Origin of the sequence: Enterobacter sp. ENT03 (genome assembly GCF_019218745.1) — a bacterium.
Taxonomy (GTDB): Bacteria; Pseudomonadota; Gammaproteobacteria; order Enterobacterales; family Enterobacteriaceae; genus Enterobacter_D.
The window spans coordinates 93,077-110,914 of the sequence record NZ_JAHUXA010000014.1 but is presented as its reverse complement, the minus strand read 5'-3'; the positions used below and the strand labels follow the sequence as shown (position 1 = coordinate 110,914).

Below are 17,838 nucleotides of genomic sequence, written 5' to 3'. Positions count from 1 at the left end.
GTGGTACAGCACGAAAGTGGGGGTGATCGACCTGAAGAAAAAGTCGATCACCATGGGTAAAGGATGTTAAAAAGTGTTCACCATGTCCCCGAACACCTGTCTACCATGTCCCCGGACTGTACACCCGTGGGGAGAGGGGGGTATGGCATCGGTTTATGCCCTCTCCCTTGGGGAGAGGGGTAGGGTGAGGGGACGCTATTTCAGCCGCGCCATAAACAGCGCATCGACATATTCACCGTTGCGCAGCGCGTAATGTCTGCCGGTGCCTTCGGTTTCAAATCCATATTTACGGTACAGCGCCAGCGCGGGGGCATTATCGGTAAACACCGTCAGCTCGGTGCGCTCAATGCGCAGCCAGTTGTCGCACAGGTTCACCATCTCACGCACTAATGCGCTGCCAACGCCGCGATTGCGGAAGTCGGGCGATACGCTGATGCCGAAAGTCGCAACGTGGCTGCGGCGTGGATTCGGCTCAACGCTCAGGACCAGATGGCCTGTCACTACGCCGTCAATACAGGCCACAAGATGGCGACGACCCGGCTGCGGTTTTAGCCGCTCCTGCCACATTTCCATCGAGGGATGCGGAATTTGTAGCGTGTCGTGATAGACCTCCGGCTGGGCATTCAACTGGCGTAATGCTTCTGTATCGCTCGGCTGTGCATGGCGGATCACGATGTCGCTCATTCCTTCTCTCCTGTGGGTGAAATATCCCTTTTAACATCAGGTACTCTGCGATGTGCGTCAACTGCCATTTTTGTGACTAAGAGGAAGTGTGACTCAGACTCGTGGCTGAGATAATACGAGTAATTTTATGTATGGCGCAAAAGAGCGGTGCATTCTCATCGAGATCGGTGACAATTAAATCAACGTCATTTAAATCAGACGCTTTATGTAAATGTGTTAAACCAAATTTTGTATGGTCGGCCACGACGATAACCTGTTGTGCCTGGCGCATTATCGCTTTTTTTGTATAAGCATCTTCTTCATTGGGAAGGGTGATCCCTGAATTCAGATCAATACCTTCTGTGCCAATAAACGCAATATCAAAATTTAATTGTTTAATATAATCAACGGCTTGTATGCCTAGAAAACCTTGAGATAAACTGCGGTATTTACCAGGGATTACATTCAGAGTTATCGATTCGTATTTAGAAAGCGCATTCATCGCAAGAAGCGAATTAGTATAAAAGGTACAGTCTTCAGTACGGAATATTTCTTTTGCCACGGCGAGGGTTGTGGTTCCCGTTTCGATAAACACTGAGCTTCCTGGTTTCACCAGTTGCTTACACCAGGCAGCAATGCATTTTTTACCATCCGGGTTTGCTTCTTCTTTGAGGCTCATCGGGTACTCAGAGCTGTTCCTCTCACAGGAGATAGCACCACCGTAAATCAACTGTATTGCACCGGTACTCGCCAGCGCTTTAAAATCCCGATTGATAGTCATGGTCGAAACATTCAGCTTACGGGCCAAATCCTGCGTGTTCACCTCGCCATTAACCTTAATGGTTTCAAGAATATAGATTTGCCGTTTGGTTTGTTTCATCAAACTTTCTCTCATAGGTATTATCAGAGCGCTAGTGCTCATTAAATACTGATAAAACAACAAATTACACTTGTTTATAGACGTCCGGCAAGCATAAACCCCTCAGTTCCTTATTTCTGCTGCTCTTCTGTGAGACATAGCACAGTTGGGTGTTATTTTGATGTTTTTGCGTGATCTGCTGCTCATTTAATGATCAGAATATAACACAAATAAACATTTTATGTTTATTGTGTTGTCTTGTAACAAAGTGCAGACCCCTGATGAAGCTTTTATTATCAAATCTTATAACTCTCGCAAGGAGGGAGTGTTATGGGTAAATATACGGAAATGTCCAGGCTTGCCGTGGGGCATCTTGGTGGGAAAGAAAATATAAGTCATGTAACGCATTGTGCTACCAGACTTCGCATAGATTTTATAAAAAGAAGTAATATTAATTTCGAGGCACTGAAAACCCTGCCGGATTGCGCAGGTGTTATAAATAAAGATAAACAAATCCAGATTATTATCGGGCCGAATGTAAATGATGCCTGGCATGATTTTGTTGAGGTTTCTGGCTGGAAAAATAGTGCAGGCGAGAGGGGCAGCGTCGACGAAGAGGAAAGTGGCCCACGTAATGTCTCCTGGTATTTGAACAAGTTCGGAAACTTTGTATCACCCATTTTTATGCCTGTGGTTCCGGCAATGATTGTCGGCGGTATGATCCTGGCTATACGAAACCTGCTAATGAACTACTTTGGCATGGACATCAATAGCGGGACGGCAAACGTATTACTGGCAATATTTCAGGCTGGCTTTACCTTTCTACCTGTTTATATTGGTTATACCCTGGCATCGCAATTGAAAATGCAACCTATTATGGGCGCATTTCTGGGTGCGGTATTGCTGACGGAAAGGATAAATGATGTCGCTGGTCTGAACTTTCTCGGAATACCGATCCCGCAGATTGATTACGGTTCTGCCATTTTGCCGATAATTCTCGGTGTTTTTTTCATGTACTACGTCGATAAAGTGCTGAAAAAAGTCATTCCTGAAGCCGTTATCTACTTTGTAAAACCCCTGCTGACCATGTTTATCGTAGTACCGGTACAGCTAATCATACTAGGGCCTATGGGGACTTACTTAAGCGGCGCGATCGGTGATTTCTGTATATGGTTAGGCGATGCCGTGGGTTTCCTTTCGCAACCTATTCTGGCCGCGGTTTATCCGTATATGGTGATGCTCGGCATCGATAAGGCGATTTCCCCTATTTCTGTCCAGCTAATCGCAACCATCGGCTTCAACTCGGTTACCGGGACCATGGGGTTTATCTCGAATATCTGTATTGGCGCGACAGCTCTGGGAGTTGCCAGCAGTATTAAAAATAATAAAGCCCAAAAAGGTATGATTGCCTCCTTTGCCATTACTGCGTTGTGTGGTGTCACCGAACCCGCATTTTATGGCAGTTTGCTGGTGCGGCCCCGGGTGCTTATTGGTACCGCCATGGGAGCTGTGAGTGGTGGGATTATTGCCGGAATAATGGGGCTTCGCTCTTTCGTTGAAGGCGGCTGTCCGGGACTATTAACCTTTTTATTCTTTGTTGATAAAAGTGGCAGCCTGCATTACGTGATCATTGCCGCGGTTGTTGCCAGTGTTGCGATACTGGTGTCGTTTGTCGCCACCAGAATTATTTTATCCCTGGATGATAAAAAGCAGTTTAGCAACCGTAAGGTATTTGAATGATTGCGATCTTATAATCGTTTTCAACAGGTGAAAGTGATTTCTTATATCCTGATAAACAAGGAGTATAAAATGAAAGTGCTCGTTGGTCATTTCATGACGGAGTCGAATGCAAATATCCCACTTAAAAATAAAATCAGCGATTTTCTTTTATCATTCGGCGACGAATGTATTGAAAGAATGCATGTGGGAGCTGTTTTCGCTGAAGCAGGTATTGAATTAATCCCGGCAGTGTATGCGGATGCAGGTTCTTCAGGCGTCATAACTAAAGAGGCCTTCGACTACATTGAACATTGTTTCTTAGACGCGACGCAAAACCACCTGCATGAAATTGACGGCATTTATCTGATGTTGCATGGCGCCAGTCAGGTTGAAGGCCTTGGCTCGGGCGATCATCATATCCTGAAGAAAATCCGTGAAATAGTCGGAGCTTATATGCCTGTTGCCGTGGTATGCGATCCTCATGGTAATTTATGTGAGGATTATGTGAATGCTACCACGCTGATCCGCAGTTACAGAGAGTCGCCCCATACGGATAGCCTTGATACCGCTAAACAGGTGGCGTCAATGCTCTGTAATCTCCTGAGAGAGCGTCAGAATATTCACTCTGTCTATCGTAAACTACCTATGATCTTAGGCGGCGAACAAAGCGTCTCATCCGATGAACCTGTCAAAAGTATCAATCTCTATATGAATGAGCTGGAAAATGATCCACGGATCATGAGCGTCAGCTGGCATCCAGGATATATACGCCATGATACGGATGTCGCCGGATGTGGGATCGTTGTTGTTCCCGCTACGGCAGGCGATCAATCTTATGCTGAGGAGATAGCCGATCGACTGGCAGATTACGTGTGGAATAAACGGCATGAATTTCATTATACCGGGTTAACCGCGCAGCCTGATGACGCTTTAAAAATGGCTCTGGAGTTCAATGATAAACCGGTATTTATTACCGACTCTGGCGATAACACCACGTCGGGCGCTACCGGATGGAATACTTATATTTTGCGCCAGTTTTTAGAGGTCGGCGATCTGACTAAAAAGGTGTTGTTTGCCAATATTTGCGATCCGCACACTTATCAGCAACTTAGTCAGCTGAGAATGGGTGAAGAAGCGCATATTAACCTTGGCGTCAATTATGATGAGATGTCCAAAAGCGTTGACCTTGACGTTACTGTTAAAGCCAGTGGCGAATTACGCGGTTATATGCTTCATCCTCATGATGCCTGCTATGGATACAGTGTCACTGTGTCAGTCAAGGGACGACCTGTTGATATTGTCGTAGCCAGCACCCGGCAAACAATGGCCGAGCATCATCAGTTTACTGGCGCAGGGCTGAACTGGGATGAATATGACATCATTGTGGTTAAGCAGGGCTATATTTTCCCCGAGCTCAAAGATAAAGGAAAATTATGTGTGATGTCTCTGACCCTGGGCGCAACGCCGCAAAATACACGCGCTATTCCTTTTAAAAGAATTATGCGGCCCATGTTCCCAATTGATGATATGTAACATGTCGCTTTGCACGCTGATTGGCAAAAGAGGTTAAGATGAAAAAATATGACATAAGCCTTAAAAAAATCCGGCCACCCGAGAAAGACTGTGCAGGCACGCCTGTGGTACTTACTGATGAAACCATCCAGCATAGAAAAAACAAAATACTCACCATGATGAAGCAACGTGGTCTTGAGCAGCTGGTGATCTATGGTGATGTGGAGCATTGCGGCAATTTTGAGTACCTGACCGGTTTTTTTACCCGCTTTGAAGAAGCGCTGATGATTATTAACGTCGATGGTGAAATCACCCTGGTCCTCGGCAATGAAAATCTCAACAAAGTTAGTAAGGCGCGCGTCAAAGTCAGGGCGGTGCATTTATCGCATTTTTCACTGCCTAATCAACCCAACAGAAGCGATAAGTCGATTAAAGAATTGCTTGTTGAAGCAGGCATTCGTGAGAATGCGCGCACCGGTTTAGTTGGCTGGAAGATGTTTACCGATGCTTCAGAAATCAATAAAAAAATTTATGATCTTCCGTCTTTTATTGTCGATACCATTCGCAATATCGTCGGTGATGAAACCTGTTTGACGAACGAAACCGATTTATTTATTGGGGAAAACGGTGTCAGAACGGTCAACAATGCTAACGAAGTCGCGCACTATGAATATGGAGCAGCGTTAGCCTCCGACTGTATTCTGGATGCGATGAACAAGCTGGCTCCTGGCGTTACCGAGCAAGAATTAGGTGATTGCCTGGTGCGTGCAGGGCAACATACCAATATTGTCACTATAGCCGCCAGCGGGCCGCGCTTTATTAAAGGTAATCTATTTCCTGGCGACAACACGGTGAAGTATGGGGATACGATTTCGTTGACCGTCGGGTATCGCGGCGGCGCTTCCAGCCGAGCCGGATATGCCGTAAACGGTGATAATCTCTCATCCAGCGGGGCGGAAAATTATCTGGAGGCCATTGCTAAACCCTATTTTGCGGCCTATGTCCACTGGCTGGAGGTCATTAACGTGGGTATGCGCGGCGGGGATCTGTTCGATTCTATCGATGCGATATTGCCACGCACAAAATATCACTGGTCGCTTTGTCCAGGCCACTTGACCGCTGAAGAAGAGTGGATGTCTTCTCCCATTTATGAAGGCTCTCAGCAAACATTGCTTAGCGGAATGATCCTGCAAATTGACATCATCCCTTCCATACCCAACCTTGGTGGCGTTTCCGCTGAAAGCACGGTACTGCTGGCAGACGAACAGTTGCAACGGGAAATTCAGCTTCAATATCCTCAGCTATGGCAGCGGATGCAGCGGCGCAGACAATACCTTATCGAAACACTGGGGATACAGCTGTCCGCGGACATCTTACCGATGTGCAGTACGGTAGCTTATTTGCGCCCCTGGTTACTGGATAAGGACACCGCCTTTGTCTGCCATTTTTTACAAAAAGGGGTAGACAAGTGCGAATGATAATGATTATTATTGCCATGCGTTCAGGGGGACCGCTACGGTAAACCTGAAAGCACGACATTGCTCACATTGCTTCCAGTATTATCTTAGCCAGCCGCGTGCTGGCTTTTTTTTTGCCATTTTTAGCCTGGCTGACGTGCCATTTTGCTCCCGGGATGTGCTCGGGTTCCTCACGTACAGAGAGTACGCTCCGGACCCTGCGCGCTTGCCGTAAGCAAACTGACTGCGACGCCGACGGCAAAGTCCGTGAGACAAGTCGATTAAAATCCTGATCGGTATGCGCTATGGTTATGAAAGTAACCTTAAAAAGGACGATACCATGACCCTGCATTGCGCATTTATTGGATTTGGCAAAAGCACCACGCGTTATCACCTTCCGTATGTTCTCAACCGCAAAGATACCTGGCATGTGGCGCATATCTTCCGTCGCCATGCGAAGCCGGAAGAGCAACAGCCGCAGTATCAGCACATCCATTTCACAAGCGATCTGGATGAAGTGTTAAAGGATCCGCAGGTCAAACTGGTGGTGGTCTGCACCCACGCCGACAGCCATTTTGAGTACGCGAAACGCGCGCTGGAAGCGGGGAAAAACGTGCTGGTGGAAAAACCGTTCACGCCAACGCTTGCCGAAGCAAAAACCTTGTTTGAACTGGCGCGAAGCAAAGGGCTGACCGTCACGCCGTACCAGAATCGCCGCTTTGACGCTTGCTTCCTGACGGCAAAAAAAGCCATCGAGAGCGGAAAACTGGGGGAGATCGTCGAAATTGAAAGCCATTTCGATTACTTCCGCCCGGTGGCGGAAACCAAACCCGGCCTGCCGCAGGACGGCATGTTTTACGGGCTTGGCGTGCACACTCTGGATCAGATCATCTCGCTGTTTGGCCGCCCGGATCATGTCTCTTATGACATCCGCAGCCTGCGTAACAAAGCCAACCCGGATGATACTTATGAAGCGCAGCTGTTTTACGGCGATCTAAAAGCCATCGTCAAAACCAGCCACTATGTGAAAATCGATTACCCGAAATTTATCGTTCACGGCACCAAAGGCTCGTTTATTAAATACGGTATCGACCAGCAGGAAACCAGCCTGAAGGCCAATATCATGCCGGGCGAGGCGGGCTTTGCCGCCGATGACAGCATCGCCATTCTGGAGTACGTCAACGACGCTGGCGAAACCGTGCGTGAAGAGTGGCCTGCGGAAACCGGCGACTATGGCCGGGTGTATGACGCGCTGTATGCCACCCTCACCCAGGGACAGCCGAATTATGTCAAGGAATCTGAAGTAATGACCAACCTTCAGATCCTGGAACGCGGCTTCGAGCAGGCCTCGCCCTCCACGGTAACCCTCGCAAAATAAGCGGATTTGGCTCCTCTGCACTTGTTCACTTTTTTTGAACAGAGGAGTCAATTTTCACCCTCTATCATCCCGAATCGATTGCGTCCACACTTACTCCATCGAAAACAGACGGGGATGAAAAAATGATTTTCTTACGCAAAGCAAACGAACGTGGTCATGCAAATCATGGCTGGCTGGATTCCTGGCACACTTTCTCTTTCGCAGATTATTACGATCCGAACTTTATGGGTTTCTCTGCGCTGCGCGTCATTAATGATGACGTGATTGATGCAGGCCAGGGCTTCGGCACCCACCCGCACAAAGACATGGAAATTCTGACCTACGTGCTGGAAGGGGCGGTTGAGCACCAGGACAGCATGGGGAATAAAGAGCAGGTTCCGGCAGGTGAATTCCAGATCATGAGCGCCGGTACTGGCGTGCGTCACTCGGAATACAACCCGAGCGCCACCGATAAGCTGCACCTGTATCAAATCTGGATCATTCCAGAAAAAACCGGCATCACGCCGCGCTACGAACAGCGCCGCTTCGACGCCGCGCAGGGTCGCCAGCTGGTGCTGTCGCCGGATGCCCGTGACGGTTCGCTGAAAGTGAATCAGGATATGGAGCTGTCCCGCTGGGCGTTGCTGAAAGATGAGCAGTCCGTTTACCAGGTGGCCGCAGAACGTCGCATCTGGATCCAGGTGGTGAAAGGTGAGGTGTCCATTAACGGCACCAAAGCCAGCACGGCTGATGGTCTGGCAATCTGGGATGAGCAGGCGCTCTCTATCCATGCCGACAGCGACAGCGAAATTCTGCTGTTTGACCTGCCGCCAGTTTGATCCCGCTTAAATAAATAACACAACCTCCCTCTATCTCCGGGGAGGTTGTCTGCTGTCCGTGATAAACTGGAGCGATGTTTTCCCGTTTATCTTACAGGCACGATGAAAAAGAAAAGACCCGTACTTCAGGACGTTGCAGATCGCGTTGGCGTGACCAAAATGACCGTCAGTCGGTTCCTGCGTAACCCGGAACAAGTCTCCGTCGCGTTACGAGGCAAAATCGCTGCTGCGCTTGATGAACTGGGCTACATTCCCAATCGCGCCCCCGATATTCTCTCCAATGCTACCAGCCGCGCCATTGGCGTGCTGCTGCCTTCCTTAACGAACCAGGTGTTTGCCGAAGTGTTGCGCGGAATCGAAAGCGTCACCGATGCGAACGGCTATCAGACTATGCTGGCGCACTACGGCTATAAGCCGGAACTGGAAGAAGAGCGGCTGGAATCGATGTTTTCCTGGAATATCGACGGGCTGATCCTCACCGAGCGCAGCCATACCCCGCGCACGCTAAAAATGATCGAAGTGGCGGGCATTCCGGTGGTGGAGCTGATGGACAGTAAATCCCCGTGCCTTGATATTGCCGTCGGTTTCGACAACCTGGAAGCGGCGCGTCAGATGACGGCGGAAATCATCAGCCGCGGCCACCGCCACGTTGCCTATCTGGGCGCACGTCTGGATGAACGTACTATTATCAAACAGCAGGGGTATGAGCAGGCCATGCGTGAAGCCGGTCTGACGCCCTACAGCGTGATGGTGGAGCAATCATCCTCCTACACTGCCGGAATTGAACTGATGCGCCAGGCGCGTCGCGAATATCCGCAGCTCGACGGGATATTTTGTACCAACGACGATCTGGCCGTCGGTGCCGCTTTTGAGTGTCAGCGCCTGGGATTAACCATTCCCGGCGACATGGCGATTGCGGGTTTCCACGGCCACGACATTGGTCAGGTGATGGAGCCGCGTCTTGCCAGCGTCCTCACGCCGCGCGAACGCATGGGGCGCATCGGGGCTGAACGTCTGCTGGCGCGCATCCGTGGCGAAACCGTGACGCCCAAAATGTTAGATTTAGGTTTCACCCTGTCGCCGGGCGGATCCATCTAGTCTGACAAATTTGAAGTGGCTCACATTTATTCACTTCTGGCGCGAATGGATATTGCTTCTCCGCATCCCCGGCATGAAAATGTTACCGATAACTGTTACCCGTAACAATTCACCTTAGTACAAGTGGGAGCGACGCCTTGAGCACGACTAACCTTGATCACCATGTCTATGTCCTGATGGGCGTATCAGGCAGTGGTAAATCCGCTGTCGCCAGCGAAGTGGCGCACCAGATCCAGGCCGCCTTTCTTGATGGCGACTTCCTGCATCCGCGCAGCAACATCACGAAGATGGCCGCAGGCGACCCGCTGAACGACGACGACCGCAAGCCGTGGTTACAGGCGCTCAATGACGCCGCTTTCGCCATGCAGCGCACCAATAAAGTGTCGCTGATCGTCTGTTCCGCGCTGAAAAAGCGCTATCGCGATCTGCTGCGCGATGGCAACCCGAACCTCTCCTTTATTTACCTGAAGGGTGATTTCGATGTGATCGAAAGCCGCCTGAAAGCACGTAAAGGCCACTTCTTTAAAACGCAGATGCTGGTGACGCAGTTTGATGCGCTCGAAGAGCCGGGTGCCGACGAGCAGGATGTGCTGGTGGTGAATATCGATCAGCCGCTGGAAGGCGTTGTTGCCAGCACCATTGCCGTCATCAAGCAGTAAAGCAGAGCAGTAAAGCGGGTAACAAGACAGGAAGCCGGGTGAGGCGCAGGCCACGACCCGGCTTTTTTATTAGCTTTTCATCCACGCCCGGATGCCGTCCAGGAACATCTGGGTGGCGAGCATCACCAGGATTAGCCCCATCAGGCGCTCCAGCGCGTTCACGCCTTTATCCCCCAACAGACGCAGAAACAGCGACGACTGCAACAGGATCGCCACGGTACCGCCCCAGGCGAGCAGCAGCGCGATCACCAGATGTCCCATCTGATTCGGATACTGATGCGAGAGCAGCATCAAAGTGGCGAGCAGCGTCGGGCCTGCCACCAGCGGGATCGCCAGCGGTACAATAAACGGCTCTTCGCCCGCGGGCAGCCCGTGGCTGCCGCCGGTTGCGCTGGGGAAAATCATCTTGATGGCGATTAAAAACAGAATGATGCCACCCGAAATAGACACCGTTTCGGCGCGCAGATTAAGGAACGACAGGATCTTCTCGCCGGCAAACAGGAAAATCAGCATCAGCAGCAGGGCGATCAGCAACTCGCGGATCATAATGGCCCGGCGGCGCTTCGGCTCCGTGTGTTTGAGCACCGACATAAAAATGGGCAGGTTGCCGAGGGGATCCATAATCAGGATCAACAGCACTGCGGCGGAGATGATTTCGTTCATTTAATACTTTCCCTAATACTCGCCCCAGATTTTTTGCCTATAAGCTCTATTTCTGATGACGTCGCTATCATTGATTAATTTCACTTGCGACTTTAGCTGCATTTTGTAAGGTGAAGGGACGCCAGTCGGAAACTGGTTCGCACACACAGCACACACCTTCGCAGGAAAAATACGCTATGAAAAATGTTGGTTTTATCGGCTGGCGCGGCATGGTCGGCTCCGTACTCATGCAACGCATGGTAGAAGAGCGCGACTTCGACGCCATTCGCCCGGTTTTCTTTTCAACGTCCCAGTTGGGTCAGGCCGCGCCGACATTCGGTTCCACACCGGCTGGCACCCTCCAGGATGCTTACGATCTGGATGCGTTGAAGGCACTCGACATCATTGTCACCTGCCAGGGCGGCGATTATACCAACGAAATCTATCCAAAGCTTCGTGAAAGCGGCTGGCAGGGTTACTGGATCGATGCTGCCTCGTCACTGCGTATGAAAGACGATGCCATTATCATTCTGGATCCGGTTAACCAGGACGTGATCACCCGTGGTCTGAACGAAGGAGTGAAAACCTTCGTTGGCGGCAACTGCACCGTCAGCCTGATGCTGATGTCCCTCGGCGGCCTGTTTGCCGAGGATCTGGTGGAGTGGGTGTCGGTGGCGACCTACCAGGCGGCGTCCGGCGGCGGTGCGCGCCACATGCGCGAACTGTTAACGCAAATGGGCCAGCTGCATCACCATGTCTCTGATGAACTGAGCAACCCGGCGTCGGCCATTCTGGATATTGAACGCAAAGTGACGGCCCTTAGCCGCAGCGGCGAACTGGCGGTGGACAACTTCGGCGTACCGCTGGCGGGCAGCCTGATCCCGTGGATCGACAAACAGCTCGACAACGGCCAGAGCCGCGAAGAGTGGAAAGGGCAAGCAGAGACTAATAAAATCCTGCGCACCTCGTCGGTGATCCCGGTCGACGGCCTGTGCGTCCGCGTCGGTGCGCTGCGCTGCCACAGCCAGGCGTTCACCATTAAACTGAAGAAAGATGTGTCCATCCCCACAGTTGAAGCACTGCTGGCGGCGCATAATGAGTGGGCGAAAGTGGTGCCTAACGACCGCGACATCACGATGCGTGAACTGACGCCGGCGGCCGTCACCGGTACGCTGACGACGCCAGTGGGCCGTCTGCGTAAGCTCAACATGGGGCCGGAATATCTCTCTGCCTTTACCGTCGGTGACCAGCTGCTGTGGGGTGCCGCCGAGCCATTACGGCGCATGCTGCGCCAGCTGGCGTAAACGGTTTACTCAAAGCGGAGGTGCGGTGTCACCTCCTTTTTTTTGCGTAAAACATGGCGTTAACGCAAATGTTTTAAATAAGTCAGGAGATAAACACAGCGTTGGCTATGCTTTATGTTGGGCGTAGTCCCGGCAAAGCGAAAACGCCGGTGCGCCATTCAGGCCAAAAAAGTGCCGCCATCCGTGGTTTGTTCACGGCTGAACGCTATGGCACACATATAAAAGGATGAAAAAACATGTCCAGTCTTGTCGATAGAGACGTGATTAACGCGCTAATTGCAGGCCACTTTGCGGATCCTTTTTCCGTACTCGGCATGCATTACACCGATGCCGGACTGGAAGTCCGCGCATTGCTCCCTGACGCCACCGAAGTGTGGGTGATAGAAACCAAGACCGGTCGCAAGCTCGCCAGGCTTGAGTGCCTCGATTCACGCGGTTTTTTTGCCGGTATCATCCAGCGTCGCAAAAATCCCTTCCGCTATCAGCTTGCCGTCGTCTGGCACGGTCAGGAAAACCTGATCGATGACCCGTATCGCTTCGGCCCGCTGATCCAGGATCTCGATGTCTGGTTGCTGTCGGAAGGCACCCACCTGCGCCCCTATGAAACGCTCGGCGCGCACGCCGACACCATGGATGGCGTGACCGGCACCAAATTCTCCGTCTGGGCGCCGAACGCCCGCCGCGTCTCGGTGGTTGGCCAGTTCAACTACTGGGATGGCCGCCGCCACCCGATGCGTCTGCGCAAAGAATCCGGCATCTGGGAGCTGTTTATCCCCGGCGCCCATCATGGCCAGCTGTACAAATTCGAGCTGCTCGACGCCAACGGCAATCTGCGCATCAAAGCCGACCCTTATGCCTTCGAAGCGCAAATGCGCCCGGAAACGGCCTCGGTGATCTGCGGGTTGCCGGAAAAAGTCGTGCAGAGCGAAGAGCGTAAACGGGCCAATGACTTCGATGCGCCGATCTCCATTTATGAAGTGCATCTTGGCTCCTGGCGTCGGCATACCGATAACAATTTCTGGCTCAGCTATCGCGACCTGGCGGACCAGCTGGTGCCCTACGCCAAATGGATGGGCTTTACCCATCTGGAGCTGCTGCCGATTAACGAGCATCCGTTCGACGGCAGCTGGGGCTATCAGCCAACGGGCCTCTACGCGCCGACGCGCCGCTTTGGTACCCGAGACGACTTCCGCTATTTCATAAAAGCCGCGCACGCCGCAGGCTTAAGCGTGATCCTCGACTGGGTGCCGGGCCACTTCCCGGAAGATGACTTTGGTCTGGCCGAATTTGACGGTACGGACCTCTATGAACACAGCGATCCGCGCGAAGGCTATCACCAGGACTGGAACACGCTGATTTATAACTACGGTCGTCGCGAAGTCAGCAACTACCTGATCGGCAACGCCCTGTACTGGGTGGAGCGCTTCGGCATTGACGCCCTGCGCGTGGATGCGGTGGCCTCAATGATTTACCGCGACTACAGCCGCAAAGAGGGGGAGTGGATCCCTAACGAGTACGGCGGCCGCGAAAACCTCGAAGCCATCGAGTTCCTGCGCAAAACCAACCGCGTACTGGGCGAACTGGTGCCTGGCGCGGTGAGCATGGCGGAGGAGTCCACCGATTTCCCTGGCGTGTCCAGACCGTCAGAGAACGGCGGGCTGGGCTTCTGGTACAAGTGGAACCTCGGCTGGATGCACGACACGCTGGATTATTTCAAGCTTGATCCTATCTACCGCCAGCATCACCACGACAAGCTCACGTTCGGGATGCTGTACAACTACACCGAAAACTTCGTGCTGCCGCTGTCGCACGATGAAGTGGTCCACGGTAAAAAATCCATTCTCGATCGCATGCCGGGTGACGCATGGCAGAAGTTTGCCAACCTGCGCGCCTACTACGGCTGGATGTGGGCCTTCCCTGGCAAAAAACTGCTGTTTATGGGCAATGAATTCGCGCAGGGTCGTGAGTGGAACCACGACGCCAGCCTTGACTGGCATCTGCTGGAAGGCGGCGACAACTGGCACCACGGCGTGCAGCGACTGGTACGCGATCTCAACCACACCTACCGTGAGCATAAAGCGCTGCATGAGCTGGATTTCGATGGTTATGGCTTCGAATGGCTGGTGGTGGACGACAAAGCGCATTCGGTGTTTGTGTTCGTGCGTCGCGACAAAGCCGGCAACGAAATCATTGTTGCCAGCAACTTTACGCCAGTGCCGCGTCCGGGCTATCGCTTCGGCATTAATCAGCCGGGCAAATGGCGCGAAATCCTCAATACTGACTCGATGCACTACCACGGCAGCAATGCCGGTAACGGTGGCGCGGTTCAGAGCGAGCAGATTGACAGCCATGGCCGGACACACTCCCTGTGCCTGACCTTACCTCCTCTCTCCACGATCTGGCTGGTGCGGGAGGCGGAATGACGATACTCGCGGCAGGGAAGCCTGAGCCGCTCGGCGCGCACGTCGCCGACGGCGGCGTCAACTTCGCGCTTTTTTCCGCGCATGCGGAGCGCGTGGAGCTGTGCGTTTATGACCATGAAGGGAACGAGCAACGTTATGACCTGCCAGCCCGCAGCGGCGATGTCTGGCACGGTTTTCTCGCCGGCGCCCGCGCGGGCCTGCGTTATGGCTACCGTGTTCACGGCCCCTGGGCGCCGGAACACGGCCACCGCTTTAACCCGGCAAAAGTGCTTATCGACCCCTGCGCCCGTCGCGTTGACGGTGAACTGGTGGACGATGCGCTATTCCACGGCGGTTACGAGCGGCCCGATCCCCATGATAACGCCACCATCGCGCTGAAAAGCGTGGTGGTGAAAGACCTGTTTGACTGGGAAGACGACGCGCCACCGCGCACGCCCTGGGGCAACAGCGTGATTTACGAAGCGCATGTGAAAGGGCTGACCTACCTGCATCCGGATATTCCGCAAGCTGAGCGCGGGACTTACAAAGCGCTCAGCCATCCGGCCATGATCGCTTACTTCAAACGCCTCGGCATTACGGCGCTCGAACTGTTACCCATCGCGCAGTTTGCCAGCGAGCCGCGCCTGCAACGGATGGGCCTTAGCAACTACTGGGGCTATAACCCGCTGGCGATGTTTGCGCTGGAACCCCGTTATGCCGCCGATGCTGAGCGCGCGCGGGAGGAGTTTTGCGAGACGGTGAAAGCGCTGCATCAGGCGGGCATCGAGGTGATCCTTGATGTGGTGCTTAACCACAGCGCCGAGATCGATCTCGACGGCCCGACCTTCTCCCTGCGCGGAATCGATAACCGTAGCTATTATTGGATCAGGGACGATGGTGATTATGAAAACTGGACGGGTTGCGGCAACACGCTAAATTTAAGCCTGCCGGATACCGTGAAATATGCCGTGCAGTGTCTGCGTTACTGGGTGGAAACTTTCCATGTTGATGGTTTTCGTTTTGACCTGGCGCCGGTCATGGGGCGCACACCGGGATTTAGCCCGCATGCGCCGCTGTTCGAGGCCATTAAAAACGATCCCATGCTCAGTGCGGTGAAGCTGATTGCCGAGCCGTGGGACATCGGTGCCGGTGGTTATCAGGTGGGTAATTTCCCTCCGTTGTTTGCGGAGTGGAACGACCATTTCCGCGATGCTGCGCGCCGGTTCTGGCTGGCAAAAGATCTCTCGACTGGGGAGTTTGTCCGCCGGTTTGCTGGCTCCAGTGATGTGTTCAAACGACCGGGCCGTGCCCCTGGCGCGTCGGTCAATATGATCACCGCGCACGATGGTTTTACCCTGCGTGACTGCGTTTGTTTCAATCAGAAACACAATGAGGCGAACGGCGAGGAGAATCGCGACGGTACTAACAATAACCATAGCAATAACCATGGTATAGAAGGATTAGGTGGTTCCCTACATGTGATTGAGCGGCGTCGGGATAGTGTCCATGCCCTGCTGACCACGCTGCTCCTTTCTCAGGGAACGCCTATGTTGCTGGCCGGTGATGAACAGGGCCACAGCCAGCATGGCAATAACAATGCGTATTGCCAGGATAACGCGCTGACGTGGCTGGACTGGCGTCAGGCAAATGACGGACTGATCACCTTTACTGCGGCGCTCATTGCCTTGCGTCAGCAGATCCCGGCGTTAACCCTGAACGCCTGGTGGGAGGAAGGTGACGGTAACGTGCAATGGCTGAACAAAGATGCTCAGCCATTGCGTCCTGAGGAGTGGGCGCAAAGCGCGGGTCGTATGCAGATCCTGCTGTCGGAGCGGTATGTTATTACGCTCAACAACACGGACGACGTAGCACAAATCGTTTTACCCGACGGGGAATGGCGCGCCGTTCCCCCATTTGCCGGTGAGGATAATCCGGTTGTAATGGCTGTCTGGCATGGGCCCGCGCACGGAGTTTGCGTTTTCAAAAGGTCTTAAAAAAGGAGTTAGTCATGGTTAGATTAGATAAAAACGATCCGCTAATGTTAGCGCGCCAGCTCCCATTGAAATCGGTTGCCCTGATCCTTGCAGGGGGGCGTGGTACGCGTCTGAAAGACTTAACCACCACCCGGGCGAAGCCGGCGGTGCACTTTGGTGGTAAGTTCCGCATCATCGACTTTGCGTTGTCCAACTGCATCAATTCCGGCATCCGTCGGATTGGCGTCATTACCCAGTACCAGTCACATACCCTGGTACAGCACATCCAGCGCGGCTGGTCGTTCTTTAGTGAAGAGATGAACGAGTTCGTCGATCTGCTGCCTGCCCAGCAGCGCGTACACGGCGAAAACTGGTATCGCGGCACGGCGGACGCCGTCACGCAGAACCTCGACATCATCCGTCGCTATAACGCGGAATACGTCGTGATCCTCGCCGGCGATCACATCTACAAGCAGGATTACTCGCGCATGCTCATTGACCATGTGGAGAAAGGTGCGCGCTGCACCGTGGCCTGTCTGCCGGTGCCGATTGCCGAGGCCACCGCCTTTGGCGTGATGGCCGTCGATGAAAACGAAAAGGTCGTGGCCTTCGTCGAGAAGCCGGAAAACCCGCCCGCCATGCCTAACGATCCGACACGTGCGCTCGCCAGTATGGGCATCTATATTTTTGATGCTGACTATCTGTACGAGCTGCTCGAAGAAGATGACGCGGACGAAACGTCCAGCCATGACTTTGGTAAAGACATCATTCCGAAGCTGACGAAAGCGGGCATGGTCTACGCCCACCCGTTCCCGTTATCCAGCGTACAGTCCGATCCGCAGGCCGAACCCTACTGGCGCGACGTCGGCACGCTGGAAGCCTACTGGAAAGCCAACCTGGATCTGGCCTCGGTCACGCCAGAACTGGATATGTACGATCAAAACTGGCCGATCCGTACCCATATGGAACCGCTGCCGCCAGCGAAATTTGTGCAAGACCGTTCAGGCAGTCACGGTATGACGCTGAACTCCCTGGTTTCGGGCGGCTGCATCATCTCAGGCTCCGTTGTGGTGCAATCGGTCCTGTTCCCCCGCGTGCGGGTGAACTCATTTTGTAATATCGACTCATCCGTGCTGTTACCAGACGTATGGGTAGGGCGTTCCTGTCGCCTGCGCCGGTGCATCATCGATCGCGCCTGTCAGATACCGGAAGGCATGGTAATCGGCGAAAACGCGGAAGAAGACGCACGCCGGTTTTACCGTTCAGAAGAAGGCATTGTGTTAGTCACGCGGGAAATGCTGCGTAAACTCAAAGACTAACAGCATCAAGAATAACCTTGCGCGGAAGGGGTCCG

At 53.0% G+C, this 17,838-nt stretch carries 15 protein-coding genes; 12 read left to right on the top strand and 3 right to left on the bottom strand.

Annotated features, from left to right (window positions below; translation table 11 throughout):
* The coding region (locus KW828_RS21965; RefSeq protein WP_232927287.1) for a hypothetical protein at positions 1-70 on the top strand (70 nt) is incomplete at its 5' end.
* 125 nt (positions 71-195) lie between these two features.
* Here KW828_RS21965 and yhhY read toward each other — a convergent pair.
* Both yhhY and KW828_RS16785 read right to left on the bottom strand, forming a co-directional pair.
* Complete coding sequence (yhhY, locus tag KW828_RS16790) at positions 196-684, bottom strand: N-acetyltransferase (RefSeq protein ID WP_218337466.1); 489 nt, start codon at positions 682-684, stop codon at positions 196-198.
* A gap of 76 nt (positions 685-760) precedes the next feature.
* A complete protein-coding gene (locus KW828_RS16785) occupies positions 761-1,543 on the bottom strand; it encodes a DeoR/GlpR family DNA-binding transcription regulator (protein ID WP_218337465.1) in 783 nt (260 codons plus the stop codon).
* A gap of 309 nt (positions 1,544-1,852) precedes the next feature.
* On the opposite strand from KW828_RS16785, the gene KW828_RS16780 reads away from it, so the two are divergent.
* The 7 genes from KW828_RS16780 to gntK all read left to right on the top strand — a co-directional run bounded on the left by KW828_RS16780 (position 1,853) and on the right by gntK (position 10,163).
* Positions 1,853-3,262 carry a PTS transporter subunit EIIC gene (locus tag KW828_RS16780; protein WP_218337464.1) on the top strand — a complete coding sequence of 470 codons (1,410 nt, stop codon included), beginning with the start codon at positions 1,853-1,855 and terminating at the stop codon, positions 3,260-3,262.
* 69 nt (positions 3,263-3,331) lie between these two features.
* Positions 3,332-4,774 carry a M81 family metallopeptidase gene (locus KW828_RS16775; protein ID WP_218337463.1) on the top strand — a complete coding sequence of 481 codons (1,443 nt, stop codon included), beginning with the start codon at positions 3,332-3,334 and terminating at the stop codon, positions 4,772-4,774.
* Positions 4,775-4,812: 38 nt separating this feature from the next.
* Positions 4,813-6,231 carry a Xaa-Pro peptidase family protein gene (locus tag KW828_RS16770; protein WP_256350233.1) on the top strand — a complete coding sequence of 473 codons (1,419 nt, stop codon included), beginning with the start codon at positions 4,813-4,815 and terminating at the stop codon, positions 6,229-6,231.
* Between the two features lie 319 nt (positions 6,232-6,550).
* The gene (locus tag KW828_RS16765) at positions 6,551-7,588 is read left to right on the top strand and encodes an oxidoreductase (protein WP_218337462.1); all 1,038 of its coding nucleotides are present in this window, start codon (positions 6,551-6,553) and stop codon (positions 7,586-7,588) included.
* 122 nt (positions 7,589-7,710) lie between these two features.
* Positions 7,711-8,406, top strand: coding sequence for a pirin family protein (locus tag KW828_RS16760; RefSeq protein ID WP_218337461.1), 696 nt, complete (start codon positions 7,711-7,713; stop codon positions 8,404-8,406).
* Positions 8,407-8,508: 102 nt separating this feature from the next.
* The gene (gene gntR, locus KW828_RS16755; RefSeq protein WP_088221003.1) at positions 8,509-9,504 is read left to right on the top strand and encodes a gluconate operon transcriptional repressor GntR; all 996 of its coding nucleotides are present in this window, start codon (positions 8,509-8,511) and stop codon (positions 9,502-9,504) included.
* A 137-nt stretch (positions 9,505-9,641) separates the two neighbouring features.
* The gene (gntK, locus tag KW828_RS16750) at positions 9,642-10,163 is read left to right on the top strand and encodes a gluconokinase (RefSeq protein WP_218337460.1); all 522 of its coding nucleotides are present in this window, start codon (positions 9,642-9,644) and stop codon (positions 10,161-10,163) included.
* A gap of 69 nt (positions 10,164-10,232) precedes the next feature.
* On the opposite strand, the gene KW828_RS16745 is transcribed toward gntK, so the two are convergent.
* A complete protein-coding gene (locus KW828_RS16745; protein ID WP_218337459.1) occupies positions 10,233-10,826 on the bottom strand; it encodes a YhgN family NAAT transporter in 594 nt (197 codons plus the stop codon).
* Positions 10,827-11,002: 176 nt separating this feature from the next.
* On the opposite strand from KW828_RS16745, the gene asd reads away from it, so the two are divergent.
* The 4 genes from asd to glgC all read left to right on the top strand — a co-directional run bounded on the left by asd (position 11,003) and on the right by glgC (position 17,803).
* Positions 11,003-12,109 (top strand): aspartate-semialdehyde dehydrogenase, encoded by a 1,107-nt coding sequence (asd, locus tag KW828_RS16740; RefSeq protein WP_218337458.1) that lies wholly within the window; start codon positions 11,003-11,005, stop codon positions 12,107-12,109.
* Between the two features lie 236 nt (positions 12,110-12,345).
* On the top strand, positions 12,346-14,532 hold the full coding sequence (gene glgB / locus KW828_RS16735; protein ID WP_218337457.1) for a 1,4-alpha-glucan branching enzyme: 2,187 nt from the start codon (positions 12,346-12,348) through the stop codon (positions 14,530-14,532).
* Positions 14,529-16,505 carry a glycogen debranching protein GlgX gene (gene glgX, locus KW828_RS16730; protein WP_218337456.1) on the top strand — a complete coding sequence of 659 codons (1,977 nt, stop codon included), beginning with the start codon at positions 14,529-14,531 and terminating at the stop codon, positions 16,503-16,505. The genes glgB and glgX overlap by 4 nt, the downstream gene beginning before the upstream one ends.
* A gap of 14 nt (positions 16,506-16,519) precedes the next feature.
* Entirely contained in the window at positions 16,520-17,803 is a 1,284-nt protein-coding gene (glgC, locus tag KW828_RS16725; protein WP_218337455.1) for a glucose-1-phosphate adenylyltransferase, read from the top strand.
* Positions 17,804-17,838 lie beyond the last annotated feature (35 nt).

Bases quoted from the DNA above. Each gene is read 5' to 3' on its own strand.
- yhhY (WP_218337466.1), bottom strand. From the start codon at position 684: ATGAGCGACATCGTGATCCGCCATGCACAGCCGAGCGATACAGAAGCA.
- KW828_RS16785 (WP_218337465.1), bottom strand. From the start codon at position 1,543: ATGAAACAAACCAAACGGCAAATCTATATTCTTGAAACCATTAAGGTT.
- KW828_RS16780 (WP_218337464.1), top strand. From the start codon at position 1,853: ATGGGTAAATATACGGAAATGTCCAGGCTTGCCGTGGGGCATCTTGGT.
- KW828_RS16775 (WP_218337463.1), top strand. From the start codon at position 3,332: ATGAAAGTGCTCGTTGGTCATTTCATGACGGAGTCGAATGCAAATATC.
- KW828_RS16770 (WP_256350233.1), top strand. From the start codon at position 4,813: ATGAAAAAATATGACATAAGCCTTAAAAAAATCCGGCCACCCGAGAAA.
- KW828_RS16765 (WP_218337462.1), top strand. From the start codon at position 6,551: ATGACCCTGCATTGCGCATTTATTGGATTTGGCAAAAGCACCACGCGT.
- KW828_RS16760 (WP_218337461.1), top strand. From the start codon at position 7,711: ATGATTTTCTTACGCAAAGCAAACGAACGTGGTCATGCAAATCATGGC.
- gntR (WP_088221003.1), top strand. From the start codon at position 8,509: ATGAAAAAGAAAAGACCCGTACTTCAGGACGTTGCAGATCGCGTTGGC.
- KW828_RS16745 (WP_218337459.1), bottom strand. From the start codon at position 10,826: ATGAACGAAATCATCTCCGCCGCAGTGCTGTTGATCCTGATTATGGAT.
- asd (WP_218337458.1), top strand. From the start codon at position 11,003: ATGAAAAATGTTGGTTTTATCGGCTGGCGCGGCATGGTCGGCTCCGTA.
- glgB (WP_218337457.1), top strand. From the start codon at position 12,346: ATGTCCAGTCTTGTCGATAGAGACGTGATTAACGCGCTAATTGCAGGC.
- glgX (WP_218337456.1), top strand. From the start codon at position 14,529: ATGACGATACTCGCGGCAGGGAAGCCTGAGCCGCTCGGCGCGCACGTC.
- glgC (WP_218337455.1), top strand. From the start codon at position 16,520: ATGGTTAGATTAGATAAAAACGATCCGCTAATGTTAGCGCGCCAGCTC.